Here is a 14432-nt window from a genome sequence, read left to right as displayed (position 1 = left end):
GCGGTGACGCCGTTGCGCACGCCCCATCTGGTCGCCCTGGACCGACCGGTGCCCGAGGAGCGGCCTGCCTATGATCACGCCCGCGGGCACACCCCGAGCCGGCGGCGGGTGGAGCTCTACGCCCTGCTGGACAACCTGTTCATCGCCGCGGGCGTCGTCGTCTCGATCTGGCTGGCCCTGCTGTACCTGGTGGAGGGATTCTCCCTGACGCCGGTGCGGCTGCTGTACCTGCTGGGGTTCTGGCTCCTGCTGACCTACATCACGCTGCCCCGCCTGCATCAGCTGATGACCTGGATCTACCTGCCGGACTACTTCTTCGGGCGCACCCGCACCACCGAGGGCATGCTCTCGGACCCGATCAACCTCGCCTTCGACGGGCCGGAGCGTGACCTGCACGTGGCGATGCGGAGGGCCGGCTGGGCGCTCGCCGAGGAGCGGACCCTGGCTTCGTCCTGGTCGATGGTCCGCTCGACGCTGCTGCGCCGCTCCTACCCGGCGGCGCCGGTGTCGAACCTGTACCTGATGGGTCGGCGCCATGACTTCACCTACCAGCAGGAGGTGGGGGGCACGACGGAGAAGCGCCACCACGTGCGCTTCTGGCGGATGCCGCCGGACTTCGTGCTGCCCGGCGGCTATCGCACGGACTGGCTCGCCGCGGGCACCTACGACCGCGCCGTCGGCTTCTCCTTCTTCACCCTGCAGATCACCCACCGCATCGACGAGAACATCGACGTGGAGCGCGACTACCTGGTCGACACCGTGCGCTTCGCCGATCCGCAGATCGCGGTGGACGTGATCCAGGACTTCTCCACCTCGTATCACGACCGCAACGGCCAGGGGGATCGCTTCCAGACCGATGGCGATCTGCCGGTGCTCGATGTGGAGGGAGCCGCGACCCGCTCCGATGGTGCCAGCGCGATCATGCTGGCGCGCCATCGCCCCACCGGGACCTCGGTGATGAAGTCCCGGACCCGAGCCGCGACCCAGACCGCGCTGGCCGCCGCCCGCCTCGGGAGCTCGGGCGGCCGACGGGTCGAGGTCGCCGACGAGCTGACCGCCCAGTGGCAGGACACGGTCGAGGACTTCCACGAGGTCATCGCCCGCGCCGCCGACCACCATCTGCCGCCGCCGACGGTGGTCTTCACCGGGGTGCTCGCCCTGCTCCAGACCCTGCTGGTCGCCGTGCAGGGGGTGGCGATGCTGACCAGGATGGACCTGCTGACCCGGTTCCCCGAGGCTGCGCTGGTGCTGCCCAGCCCGGAGGAGATCATCCCCGCCGCAGTGTTCGCCGTCGTGCTGCTGCTGCTGCAGCTCGGGGTGCTGCGCCGCAGCCGCTGGGCTCGGATCGCGCTGATGGCACTGTTCACCACCGATGCCTTCGGCAGGCTTGCCCTGGCCACCTCGGTGGGCGGCGACGTCGCGCATTCACTGCTGGTGGGAGCGGGAGCCTCTGCCCTCGGTGTGATGGCGATCAGCTCCGATGCCTCCCGCCAGTGGGTGCAGACCCTGCGGCTGGACTCCCGCAGCCAGGAGACCGACGAGGAGGACTCCGCGAAACCCGGCGGGGTCCAGGAGGCTCCGGAGCTGTCGCGCTGAGCTGTGCGGCGCCGTGGAGAGACAAGGCCGCGGAGAGACATAATGGCCTGTGAGGCGAGTCACCGGGGGTAGAGTGCCTGCACCGTCGTCGCGACTTCCTGCGGCTGCGTCCCGCCCAGCGGGCACGGTGCGTTCGCGTTGCGCGGTCCTGTTCCCATCCCTGGAGATTTCTCATGAGCGAGTCCTATGAGGCCGCGCCGGACGCCGTCGGCAAGACCGATCCGTCGGGCGCCGGAGAGCCGGAGCTGAAGAAGGCGATCACACCCAAGCTCCTGCTGCTGTTCATCGTCGGCGACATCCTCGGCACCGGTGTCTATTCGTTGACCGGAAAGGTCGCGGGAGAGGTCGGCGGCGCCGGCTGGATCCCGATCCTCATCGCCTTCGCCATCGCGATGATCTCGGCGCTGTCCTATGTCGAGATGGTCACCAAGTACCCGCAGGCCGCGGGTGCTGCGCTGTATGTCCATAAGGCGTTCGGGATCCATTTCCTGACCTTCATGGTCACCTTCGCCGTGCTGTCCTCGGGGATCACCTCCGCGTCGACCAGCGCGATCTTCCTCTCGGAGAACGTGCTGAAGGCGTTTGCTCTGGAAGAGGCGCTGGGCAGTTCGGCCAAGGCAGTCGCCACCACGATCGCGCTGGTCTTCCTGGTGCTGGTGGCCCTGATCAATCTCCGGGGCGTCGCCGAGTCGGTGAAGGCGAATGTGATGCTCACGTTCATCGAGCTGAGCGGCCTCGCGCTCGTGATCGTGGTCGGCTTCTTCGCGCTCGGGCGTGGCCAGGCAGATCTCTCCAACGTCATCCTCTTCGAGACCCAGGGCGACAAGAGCTTCATGATGGCCGTCGTCGGCGCGACCGCCCTGGCGTTCTTCTCAATGGTCGGCTTCGAGGACTCGGTGAACATGGCCGAGGAGACCGTGGATCCGGTGAAGAACTTCCCCCGGGCCCTCATCGGCGGCCTGTCGATCACCGGTGTGATCTACGTGCTGATCTCGATCCTCGCGGTCGCGGTGGTGCCGATCGGTCAGCTGACCGAGTCCACCACCCCGCTGCTCGAGGTGGTCAAGGTGGGCGCCCCGGACATCCCGATCGACACGATCTTCGCGTTCATCTCGATCTTCGCGGTCGCCAACACCGTGCTGATCAACATGATGATGGCCTCCCGCCTGCTCTACGGCATGTCGAAGCAGGGCGTCCTGCCTGGATTCCTCAAGGGCGTCCTGCGCGGGCGGCGCACCCCCTGGGCCGGCATCGTCTTCTCCACCGTGCTGGCCTTCGCCCTGGTGATCTCGGTGCGCTATGTGCTCGCCGAGGAGACGATCTCCGCGCTCGGCGGCACCACCGCGCTGCTGCTGCTGGCGGTCTTCGGGATGGTCAACATCTCGGTGCTGGTCCTGCGCAAGGACAAGGTCGGAGTGAAGCACTTCCGCACCCCCACGGTGCTCCCCGTGGTCGGCGCGATCACCTCCTTCGCGCTGGTGACCCCGCTCGCGCAGCCCGTGCAGAACTACGTCATCGCGGGCGGTCTGCTCGCGATCGGCCTGCTGCTGTACATCGTGACCTGGTTCTACAACAGCGCAGTGAAGGCCCGGCGCACCCGCTTCCACCATCCTGACGACCTCGGGAAGCCCTGACCGGCTCACCGCTCCGCCAGCCCCGCCCCACCCCGTCACCCCGAGGGAGATTCCATGACCACCATCCTGCTGGCCTACGTCCCCAGCGCCACCAGCGAAGCCGCGCTCACCTACGCCGTCCAGGAGGCGAAGCGGCGCGACGCCTCGCTGCTGGTGCTCGCCTCCGAGCGAGCCCCGGACCCCCGCAAGGCTCGCGGCGTCACCGATCAGCGTCCGCTCGAGGAGCGGCTGGCGGAGACCGGGCTCGAGTTCGAGCTGCGCACCGTCCCCAAGCGCGATGATCCGGCGGACGACATCCTCGATGCGGTCGAGCACGACGGCGTGATCATGGTGGTGCTCGGGATCCGCAGGCGCACCCCGATCGGGAAGATCCTGCTGGGCTCGACCTCGCAGCGGGTCGCCATCGAGTCGCCGGTGCCGGTGGTGCTGGTCAAGCCCGAAGGATTCGTCGCTCCGACGCGTTTCTGACGCGCACCTGGCGCTGCACACGCCTGTCGCTGCACGAGGCCCGATCCTCCCTGGGGGTCGGGCCTCGCGCTTCTCGCGTCGCACCGTCCGATCGCATTGAAGAGTTCACCTGTTCGTTTCCTGGAGGATGACAGGTCCTCATTCTGTGGGCGCACGGTCGTCCATGCCCTGCTTCTCCTCGCGCAGCGGTATGACAACAGCGAAGGAACTCTCCGCCATGGCCCTGATCGACCTCCCCCTGCTGATGAAGGACGCAACGCGCGGCAAGCGCTCTGCCGTGACGTGCGCCCTGAAGTGCGCCAGCCAGTGCGCCGTCGGCCCCTGCAACCACAGCGACAACCTGACGTTCCGCGATATCGCCTCCTCCGCACTCTCGCGCCGCACCGTGATCGGTGGCTCCACCGCAGCGCTCGCGATCGCGCTGGGCGGCACTCAGGGTGCATTCGCTGATCCCGGCAACGGCAACGGCAACGGCAAGGGCAACGGCAACGGCACCGGCAAGGGGAAGGGACACGGCGACGACAAGGGCAAGTCCGGCGCGCTGGCTCCGAACGGCACCAAGCTTCGCTTCGAGGCGATCGCCCCCGTCGACTACACCGTGGACGAGTTCACCGTGGCCGAGGGCTTCACCTGGGAGCCTGTCATCCGCTGGGGCGATCCGCTGTTCGCCGATGCCCCCGAGTTCGACTGGAACGCGCAGAGCGCCGAGGCGCAGAAGCAGCAGTTCGGCTACAACAACGACTACACCGAGATCCAGGAGATCCCGGGCAGCCATGGCAAGCGCGCCGTGATGTTCGTGAACCACGAATACACGAACGAGAACCTCATGCTCCCGCCGGAGACTGACGAGGATGACCGCATCGAGATCGGGATGGCCGCACACGGCCTCACCGTCGTCGAGCTCGAGCGGAAGAACAAGAACTTCGCGTATTCGTACGTGCAGGGCGCGGAGCTGAACCGCCGCATCCTGCTGGACCACGAGTTCGCGCTCACCGGCCCCGCCTCGGGCGGCAACCTGCTGAAGACCGTCGAGGACCCCACCGGCACCACGGTGATGGGCACCCTCGGCAACTGCGCCGGCGGACTCACCCCCTGGGGCACGCTGCTCTCCGGCGAGGAGAACTTCCACGGCTACTTCCGCACTCCGGGCACCTCCGCCGCGGAGAAGCGCTACGGCCTGGCAGACAAGGCCACCGCTCGTGGCTGGGAGGCGAAGCACGACCGCTTCGATGCGCGCAACGAGGGCTATGAGAACGAGCCGAACCGTTTCGGCTACATCGTTGAGGTCGACCCCTTCGATCCCACCTCCACTCCGCGCAAGCACACCTCGCTGGGCCGCTTCAAGCACGAGGGCGCGAACGTGATCCTCGCCGAGGACGGCCGCGCGGTGGCCTACTCCGGGGATGACGAGGTCTTCGACTACCTCTACAAGTTCGTCTCCCGCGACACCTACGTCGAGGGCGATCGGGCGCACAACCTGACGCTGCTGGAGAACGGCGACCTGTTCGTCGCGAAGTTCGCCGGCAACTCCCCGGCCGCCGAGATCGACGGCTCCGGCGAGGTTCCGGCCGACGGCGCCTTCGACGGCACCGGCGAGTGGCTGCCGCTGGTCGTCGGCGGCGAGTCGGCGGTTCCCGGCTTCACCGTCGAGGAGGTCCTGGTCAACACCCGTCTCGCAGCTGACGCCGTGGGGCCCACGAAGATGGACCGCTGCGAGGACGTCGAGCCCTCCGCACACTCGCGTCGTGTATACGTGGCCTGCACCAACAACTCCGGCCGCGGCACTGCCGGGAAGGCCCCGGCCGACGAGGCGAACCCCCGCTCCGAGAACCGCGACGGTCACATCGTCGAGATCGACGAGCAGGGCGACCAGACCTCGACCGGCTTCGCGTGGAACCTGCTGATGGTCTGCGGCGACCCGGCGCAGGGCGACACCACCTACTTCTCCGAATTCCCGGTGGAGAAGGTCTCGCCGATCTCCTGCCCCGACAACCTGGCCTTCGACTCGGTGGGGAACCTCTGGATCTCCACCGACGGCGCCCCCTCGGGCATCGGCTACGGCGACGGTCTGTTCCGGGTGACCCTGGACGGCGAAGCGCGCGGCCGCGTCGAGCAGTTCCTCTCCGTCCCCCGTGACGGCGAGACCTGCGGCCCGATCATCCACGACCAGGACCGCACGGCGTTCGTCTCCGTGCAGCACCCGGGCGAGGACGGCACCTGGGGGTCCCAGCTCTCCTACTTCCCGGACTATGACGGCATGGGTCCGAAGCCGTCAGTCATCCAGGTCCTGCCGCAGCGAGGCTGAGCTCCAGCTCCAGCTCCAGCTCCAGCTCCGCCGCCGCTAGGCCCCGCCCAGCTCTGCGCCGCCACCGGAACTCGGTCGCTGGTGAGGGTTGAACGCTCCACAGCCGTTCAACCCTCACCAGCGTCATTCTTCTGGTGGCTCTGAACCTGCCAGTGGCCCGGCAGGCGCCCTCAGCGGTCCTTCAGTCGGCGGCACCTCAGTCGGCGGCGACTCAGCCGTCGGCACCCCAGTTGGCGCCGCGGTCATAGCCGTCGGGCTCGGCGCCGGATTCCCGCAGCTGCTTCGCGTACATGCGGTTGCGGGGGATGAGAATCGCGGCGGCGACGACGGCAGCGAGCACCGAGGCGGTCAGCACGCCCACCTTCGCCCAGTCGTACAGATCCGAGCCGGGCTGGAAGCTGAGCTCGGAGACCAGCAGCGAGACGGTGAAGCCGATGCCGGCCACTGCTGACATGCCGATCATGTCGACCCACTTCAGCGAGGTGTCGAGGCGTGCGCTGGTGAATGTGGTGATCAGGAAGGAGGTTCCGACGATGCCGATGATCTTCCCGAGCACGAGGCCGGCGACGATGCCGAGGGCGACGGTGGACTGCCAGGCATCCAGCAGCCCGGTCATCCCGCCCACGGCAACGCCGGCGCTGAAGAAGGCGAACACCGGCACGGCGATGGCGCTCGAGAACGGGCGCAGACGGTGTTCGAGGGTGTGGGAGAGCGAGTGCTGCTTCCCGTACTTCGAGATCCCGCGGGTGGGGATGAGGAAGGCGAGCACCACGCCGGCGATGGTGGCGTGGACGCCGGAGTTCAGGAACAGCGCCCAGGTCAGCAGCGCGAGCGGCAGCAGCAGCACCCACGCGGTCCAGTAGTGCTGCTTGAACCAGGCCTCGCGCTTGTTGGTCAGCCACCAGAAGGCGGCCATCGGCAGCAGTGCGAGGACGAGCAGCCATAGACGCAGGTCGGCGGTGTAGAAGATCGCGATGATGGTGATCGCGATCAGGTCATCCACGATCGCGAGGGTCAGCAGGAAGGTGCGCAGCGCGGGCGGCAGGCTCGATCCCAGCAGCGCGAGGATCGCGACCGCGAAGGCGATGTCGGTGGCCGCCGGGATCGCCCAGCCGCTGCCTGAACCCTCGGGGCCGGCGAGGTTGATGACGGCGTAGAGGATCGCGGGGATGGCGACGCCGCCGAAGGCCGCGGCGATCGGGACCAGCGCCTTGGAGGGGGAGCGCAGGTCGCCGACCACGAACTCCTGCTTGAGCTCGAGCCCGGCGAGGAAGAAGAAGACCGCCAGCAGCCCGTCGGACGCCCAATGCCCGATCGAGAGGTCCAGATCGAGTGGACCGACGGCGAACCCGACATGGGTGTCACGCACGGAAAAGTACAGATCCGACGCCGCGGTGTTGGACAGCAGCAGCGCGAGCACCGTCGCAACCAGCAGCAGCGCACCACCGGGGATAGCCCGAGTGACCCACTCCTCGGCGGGCAGGCGCGTGCGGTAGGTGCCTCGTTCGAGGACGGTGGCGGACGGTGGGGTCATGGACTGCTCCTGCGGGTGTGGTGCGGACGGCTTCGCTGTTTCGGGCTTCCGCACTCAGGGTCAGTCCTGGGCGGGGGCCTCCGAGGGGTCACGGCGGTCGCCACGACCCAGCACCTGGGGCGGCGGAGCAGTGGCATGCCGCAGCACACGCAGCAGGATCAGCACCACGGTGACGGCCCCGAGCGCCTTCGCCCACCAGGGGTCGGCGATGAACAGCAGCATCATGGCCAGCAGCACGGGGGCCAGATACATGAAGGCAGCGCGGACGTAGCCCAGGAAGCTCGGCGTCTTCACGCCGGCGTCGTCCGCCACGGACTTCACCATGAAGTTCGGGCCGTTGCCGATGTAGGTCATCGCCCCGCAGAACACGGCGCCCAGCGAGATGGAGACCAGCAGCGCCTCCGGCACATTCGCGACCCGAGGCTCGCCGGGCAGCTGGGTGGCCATCTCGAAGAAGGTCACGTAGGTGGGGGCGTTGTCCAGCACGGAGGAGAGCCCGCCGGTGAACAGGAACAGCGTGATCTCGTTGAGCGGGAGGTGCGGTGCGGCGGCGCGCAGCACCTGCAACGCCGGGACCATGGTCAGGAAGATGCCGACGAAGATCGCACCGACCTCCTGGATCGGTGCCCAGCTGAACTCGTTCTCCTCGAAGCGGAGCTTCTTCGAGCCGAGGAAGAAAGAGCCTGCGGCGGCTGCGAGCATCACCAATTCGCGCCAGGGCACCCAGTTCAGGCCCTCGATCTCGCCATGGGCGACGGCATCGATGTCCAGCGAGGGGACCAGTGCCACCGCGAAGATGATCACCGCGAACCAGATGAGGTTCGTGGCGCCGGCGAGGCTCAGGGGCTTGCGGTTCGCGGTGTCCATCGCGAGCGCTTCGGGCTTCTCGCGGGCGTGGAAGCGACGATCCAGTGCCCAGTAGGACAGCAGCAGCAGGGCGTTGACGAACAGCCATTCCGGGAACAGGGAGAAGGTCCAGGTGAAGGGCACTCCGCGGAGCATGCCCAGGAACAGCGGCGGGTCGCCGAGCGGGGTGAGCAGGCCGCCGCAGTTGGCGACGATGAAGATCGTGAACACCACGGTGTGCGCGCGAAAGCGGCGCTGCGAGTTGGTGGCCAGGATCGGTCTGATCAGCAGCATCGCCGCGCCGGTGGTGCCGATGAAGCTGGCCAGCAGCCCGCCGATGGCGAGGAAGGTGACGTTCGTCCGTGGTGTCGCGGCCAGGTCGCCACGCAGGACAATGCCTCCCGAGACCGTGAACAGCGCCAGCAGCAGCACGATGAACTGCCCGTACTCGATCAGCGCATGCGCGACCAGCTCGGGGTGGGAGACCAGCAGCAGGCCGATCCCGACGGGGATGCCGAGGGCCAGTGCGTAGATCAGCTGGTTGCGGGGCTTCTCCCAGATGTGGGCGAGCTGGGGGACCAGCGGGAAGACCGCGATCCCGAGCAGCATCAGGACGAACGGGATCAGGGTCCACACGGGGAAGCTCATCGCGGATCACGTCACCTTCGGGGCCAGGCCGGTGAGGATCAGTCGCGCTCTGGCACCGGGGCCGCGAGGAGGAGAGGCCGAACCGCACACCGGCACGCGGAGCGGGGTACTGGAGAGCCACGCTGGTCCCTTCACGGCATCGCTGACACGGGTACGGGCGCATCAAGCGCCCGTGCCGACCAGACTTCCCGGCTCTCCGCGGCCAGTGTCTCACGGCACTGCCGGAGACAAGCTGAATTGTCCGCGATAGAGCCGTGCGGAGGGGCTCGCCCGCCCCAGGGGCGGGCCCTTCGGCCCCCTGGAGCGGTGGGGCGAAGGGCTCGCGAGGGTTTTGAGTGTCCTCGGAACGGTAGAGCGCCCTCAGAGTGGGCAGGGTGCGGGAGCTGTGAAGATGACCACCCGGTAACAAGGGTGGTTCGCCGAGCAGTCTCTCTGGCTCTGAGCAGTGCTGATGCTCGGTCTGTGAGGTTCCCCCGGCTGGCCACGGACACCGGATCTGCATAGCGTGGACGCGTTTGTCGACGGGGTGCGCACCGAGCCGGATGGCTGGGAGGCGGCGCCCCTCGGCCGTCCGGTGACCACCTGTCATCGGCCGCTTCCCGGTCGTCGGGCGCCGTACCTGCGCCTTCGGGGAGCGCCGCCACAGCGTGCTGCGGCACGTGCGCGAAGAACGGACGAACCGTCGGTGACGACTTCCACCACTGCTTCCCCAGATCCCACCAGCCCCGATCCCACTGGGCCTGCATCCTCATCGGCCGATGCCCAGGGCACGGCCTTCGAGGACCTCCCGCCGCGGCGGACGATCCGCGAGGCCGTCGCGGCCTCCGCACTGGGCAACGCCACCGAGTGGTACGACTACGGCGCGTACGCCGTGGTCGCCACCTACATCGCGACCCACTTCTTCCCCGAGGGCACCGAGGGTCTGTTCTGGACCTACGCCTTCCTCGCGATCTCCTTCATCGCCCGCCCCTTCGGTGGCTTCATCTGGGGCCCGCTCGGCGACCGTATGGGCCGCAAGCACGTGCTCGCGCTGACGATCATCCTGATGAGCGCCGCGACCTTCCTCATCGGTGTGCTGCCGACGTACGAGCAGGTGGGCATCCTGGCCCCGATCCTGCTGGCGGTGCTGCGCCTGGTGCAGGGCTTCTCGACCGGCGGCGAGTACGGCGGTGCGGCGACGTTCATGGCCGAGTACGCTCCGGACAAGCGCCGTGGGCTCTACGGCAGCTTCCTCGAGTTCGGCACCCTCGGCGGGTTCGCGCTCGGCACCATGGTGGTGCTGCTCCTGCAGCTGTCCATCGGGGAGGCTGCGATGGCCGACTGGGGCTGGCGGATCCCGTTCTTCGTCGCCGCCCCGCTCGGCGGCATCGGCCTGTACCTGCGGTCCCGGCTCGACGAGACCCCGGTCTTCCAGGACCTCGAGGATTCTGACGAGGCCGTGGAGAGCGCGACCGGTGGCCTGCGTGCGCTGATCGTGAAGTACTGGAAGCCGATCCTGGTGATGTCAGGACTGGTGGTCCCGCTGAATATCGCGAACTACACGCTGCTGACCTACATGCCCGGCTACCTCGAGACCAAGATCCACCTCACCTCGAACGAATCCCTGATGGTGATCCTGGTGGGCGAGATCGCGATGATGGCGGTGATCCCGTTCTGCGGGTCGCTGTCGGATCGGATCGGCCGCAAGAAGCTGTGGTGGTTCTCGATGGTGGGCCTGTTCGTCATGGCCCTGCCGATGTACATGCTGATGGGACAGGGGTTCGGCCTCGCGATCGTCGGCTTCGCGGTGCTGGGCCTGCTGTACATCCCGCAGCTGTCCACGATCTCCGCGACCTTCCCGGCGATGTTCCCGGCGCATGTGCGCTTCGCAGGCTTCGCCGTCACCTACAACGTGATCACCTCGATCTTCGGCGGCACTGCCGCACCGCTGAACGAGGCGGTCGTGGAGTCCACCGGATTCCTCGAGTTCCCGGCGGTGTACGTGATGCTGGGCTGCGTGGTCGGCATGGTCGCCCTGCTCTTCCTCAAGGAGACGGCGGGTGCGTCCCTGCACGGCACGGGGATCCCCGAGTCCGAGCCGGAGGATTACGGCATCGAGGCGATGCGCGCCGAGGACGAGGCCCTCGACGCCGCCGGGCGGTGACGTACCGCCGCGCGGAGGGGCCTTCGTCAGGTCCGACGTGGTGACCGAGCGCGATCTCCGGCGCATGACACCCGGTCCGGCAGGCAGGATGGTTCCCATGCCCACCTCCGCGCCCCCGGCCTCGGTGCCCGCCGCCACCCCGCGCCGCCGCCCTTTCGCCCAGCTCGATGTCTTCGCCGACCGTCCTCAGCGCGGGAACCCGCTGGCGGTCGTGCTCGAGGCCGATGGACTGAGCGCAGAGGACATGCAGCGGGTGGCCCGGTGGACGAATCTCTCCGAGACCACCTTCCTGCTGTCGCCCACCGATCCCGGCGCCGACTACCGGGTACGGATCTTCACCCCGACCGGTGAACTGCCCTTCGCCGGCCATCCCATGCTGGGTACTGCGCGGGCGTGGCTCGATGCGGGCGGAGTGCCTGCGGGGGAGCGGATCGTGCAGGAGTGCGCGGCGGGACTGATCGAGGTGCGACGGGACGGTGAGCGCCTCGCTTTCGCCGCCCCGCCGCTTCTGCGCAGCGGCCCGCTCGATGAGGACGAGGTCCGGCGCATCGCAGAGGCGCTCGGGCTGGAGCGGGCAGATGTGCTCGGCCATGCCTGGGTCGACAACGGGCCGGGGTGGCGCGTGATCGAACTGGGCTCCGCCGCACGGGTGCTCGCTCTGGCACCGGACCGTGGCCGGCTCGACGGTCTCAAGGTGGGGGTGCTCGGCGCGCATCCGGGAGCGGAGGGGCCGAGCTCTGGGAACGGGCGGGAGCCCGTCAGCGAACCTCGGTACGAGGTCCGCGCCTTCACCACGGGCGGGGTGGAGGACCCGGTCACCGGCAGCCTCCACGCCGGGATCGCGCAATGGATGCTCACCCGCCATCCCATGCCCCCGCGCTGGTCGGCGACTCAGGGCGCGGTGCTCGGCCGAGCAGGGCTGGTCGAGATCACTGCCGAGCCGTCGGGCACGCTCTGGATCGGTGGCGCGACGCTGCCCACCATCCAGGGCACGATCCTGGTGTGAGCGCCGGACTGGTGTGAACGCAGACTGGAACCGCACCCGGCATCGCGCCATGACCTCTACCCTGGCTCCATGGTGACCACCCTGCCCTACGGCTCCTGGCCCTCGCCCATCACCGCCGAGCTCCTCGCGACCGGCGGCACCCGATTGGGCGCCCCGCGCCTGGTCGACGACGCGGTCTGGTGGACGGAGGGGATCTCCACCGAAGGCGGCCGGCAGGCGATCGTCCGCACCTCCGGACCGGTCCAGATTCCGCAGCCCTGGGACGGCACCGCGGTCGACGACGACGCGGAGCACCGCCCGGCAGAGCCGATCACGGTGCTGCCCGCCCCTTTCAACGCCCGCTCGCGCGTCCACGAATACGGCGGTGCGAGCTGGACCGTGGTGCCCGCGAGCGCAGACGAGGCGACCGGCCGGTCTCCGCTGGTGGTGTTCGTGAACTTCGAGGACCAGCGCGTCTACGCGCTGCGGGAAGGTGAGCAGCCCCGGCCGCTCACCCCCGTCGGCCCCGAGGTCGAGACCGCCCAGGGACCCTCCCTGCGCTGGGCCGACCCCACGCCGGTCACCCTCCCGGACGGCACGCTCGAGGTCTGGTGGATCTGCGAGGACCACACCGGCGGCGAGGCCGGACCGCGCCTGGGGGAGGACGGCGCCCCGCACATCGAGCGGTACTTCGCCGCGGTGCCGCTGGACGGTTCCGCAGCCGAGGACCGTGCGGCGCTGCGCCGCGTCACCCCCTCCTCCCGCTTCGTCGCCCATGCCCGGCTCAGCCCGCGCGGCGACCAGGTGGCATGGCTCAGCTGGGAGCACCCGCAGATGCCGTGGGACGGCACCGAGCTGCACCTCGCCTCCCTGATCAACGGCAGCGTCGGCGAAGGCACGATCATCGCCGGCGGCACCGAGACGTCCGTCCTGCAGCCCGAGTGGCTCGATGACCAGCGCCTGATGTTCGTCTCCGATGCCACCGGCTGGTGGAACCCCTGGGTGTGGTCGGCCGACGGCGGCTCGCGCCAGGTGCTCGAACTGGACCAGGAGTTCGCGAGCGCCATGTGGGGGCTCGGCAGCACCTGGTACCAGGTGCTCGACGCCGACCGCGCCCTGGTGCAGCACGGCCGGGCGGCGACCGCACTGTCTGTGCTGCGGCTCAGCACCGGAGAGCTGAGCCCGCTCGAGGTGCCGCTCACCCAGATCTCCGCCGCCGAGCTGCGGGCCGACGGCCTGCTGGTACTCGCGGGCGCCTCCCCGACCCAGTTCGCGGCGATCCACCTCGCGCACCTGGACCTGGGCGACGGTGCTGCGCCGGCCCCGTCGGCCGCCGCCCCGTCGGCACCCACCCTGTCGCCGACGTCCGTGCTTCGCTCCTCGCGCAGCGACGCCCCGGACCCCGACGTGCTGCCGCAGGCGGAGAGCATCGAGGTGCCGCGGCCGGGCGGCGGCGTGGTCCACGCGATCGTGCACCGTCCCCGGCAGCAGGGCTTCGCCGGCCGGGAGGGGGAGCTGGCGCCGTTCATCGCGCAGGTCCACGGCGGGCCCACCGCCCACGTCCCGCCGGTGCTCTCGCTGCCGATCGCCTATTACACCTCCCGCGGCCTCGGCGTGGTGGTCGTCAACTACGGCGGCTCCACCGGCTACGGCCGCGAGTACCGCGACCGGCTGCGCGGACAGTGGGGTGTGGTCGACGTGCAGGACACGGTCGCCGTGATGGAGCACCTGGTCAAGGAAGGGATCGCCGACGGGGCGCGGCTCGCGATCGAGGGCGGCAGCGCAGGCGGCTGGACCACGCTCGCCTGCCTCACCCGCACCGATGCCTTCGCCGCGGGGGTCTCCAGCTTCGGCGTCGCCGAGCTCGAGAAGTTCCGCCAGGACACCCATGACTTCGAGTCCCGGTACATCGACGGGCTCGTCGGCCCCTATCCCGAGCGACGCGATCTCTATGTCGAGCGGGCGCCGCTGAACCACGTCGACGAGCTCGAGGTGCCGGTCCTGCTGCTCCAGGGCGAGGAGGATCGGATCGTGCCGCCCAGCCAGTCCGAGCTGTTCCGCGATGCGCTCGCGGCCAAGGGCATCCCGCACGCGTATCTGCTGTTCGCGGGGGAGCAGCACGGGTTCCGGAAGGCGGAGACGATCATCCGGGCCACCGAGGCGTCGCTGTCGTTCTACGGGCAGGTGCTCGGCTTCAGCCCCGCCTGCGTGCCGGTGCTCGAACTGCAGCGGGACTGAGCCCGGGCGGGCCGGCGGGCGGCCGTGACGGTTGC

General features: G+C 69.1%; 9 protein-coding genes. 7 read left to right on the top strand and 2 right to left on the bottom strand.

From position 1 onward, the window contains the following. Positions 1–3: 3 nt before the first annotated feature. The 4 genes from ABD893_RS01395 (at position 4) to ABD893_RS01380 (ending at position 6003) form a co-directional block, all read left to right on the top strand. Positions 4–1596, top strand: coding sequence for an LssY C-terminal domain-containing protein (locus ABD893_RS01395; protein ID WP_345075723.1), 1593 nt, complete (start codon positions 4–6; stop codon positions 1594–1596). A gap of 173 nt (positions 1597–1769) precedes the next feature. After that, entirely contained in the window at positions 1770–3230 is a 1461-nt protein-coding gene (locus ABD893_RS01390) for an APC family permease (protein WP_345075722.1), read from the top strand. 54 nt (positions 3231–3284) lie between these two features. Continuing rightward, positions 3285–3698: a universal stress protein gene (locus ABD893_RS01385; protein ID WP_345075721.1), complete on the top strand. Its 414-nt coding sequence runs from the start codon at positions 3285–3287 to the stop codon at positions 3696–3698. Positions 3699–3915: 217 nt separating this feature from the next. Beyond that, a complete protein-coding gene (locus ABD893_RS01380; RefSeq protein ID WP_345075720.1) occupies positions 3916–6003 on the top strand; it encodes a PhoX family protein in 2088 nt (695 codons plus the stop codon). 211 nt (positions 6004–6214) lie between these two features. Here the strand turns inward: ABD893_RS01380 and nhaA are convergent, their stop codons facing one another. Both nhaA and ABD893_RS01370 read right to left on the bottom strand, forming a co-directional pair. After that, positions 6215–7537 carry a Na+/H+ antiporter NhaA gene (gene nhaA, locus ABD893_RS01375; RefSeq protein WP_345075719.1) on the bottom strand — a complete coding sequence of 441 codons (1323 nt, stop codon included), beginning with the start codon at positions 7535–7537 and terminating at the stop codon, positions 6215–6217. 60 nt (positions 7538–7597) lie between these two features. Continuing rightward, positions 7598–9031 (bottom strand): sodium:proton antiporter, encoded by a 1434-nt coding sequence (locus ABD893_RS01370; protein WP_345075717.1) that lies wholly within the window; start codon positions 9029–9031, stop codon positions 7598–7600. A 685-nt stretch (positions 9032–9716) separates the two neighbouring features. On the opposite strand from ABD893_RS01370, the gene ABD893_RS01365 reads away from it, so the two are divergent. The 3 genes from ABD893_RS01365 (at position 9717) to ABD893_RS01355 (ending at position 14397) form a co-directional block, all read left to right on the top strand. Continuing rightward, a complete protein-coding gene (locus ABD893_RS01365; protein ID WP_345075716.1) occupies positions 9717–11174 on the top strand; it encodes an MFS transporter in 1458 nt (485 codons plus the stop codon). 97 nt (positions 11175–11271) lie between these two features. Further along, on the top strand, positions 11272–12180 hold the full coding sequence (locus tag ABD893_RS01360) for a PhzF family phenazine biosynthesis protein (RefSeq protein WP_345075714.1): 909 nt from the start codon (positions 11272–11274) through the stop codon (positions 12178–12180). 69 nt (positions 12181–12249) lie between these two features. Further along, complete coding sequence (locus ABD893_RS01355) at positions 12250–14397, top strand: dipeptidyl-peptidase 5 (protein WP_345075712.1); 2148 nt, start codon at positions 12250–12252, stop codon at positions 14395–14397. The last annotated feature ends 35 nt before the right edge of the window (positions 14398–14432 follow it).

It is taken from the genome of Brachybacterium paraconglomeratum (assembly GCF_039541415.1).
Taxonomy (GTDB): domain Bacteria; phylum Actinomycetota; class Actinomycetes; order Actinomycetales; family Dermabacteraceae; genus Brachybacterium; species Brachybacterium paraconglomeratum_A.
The sequence above is the reverse complement of the archived record's forward strand: the minus strand, read 5'-3'. Positions and strand labels throughout refer to the sequence as shown.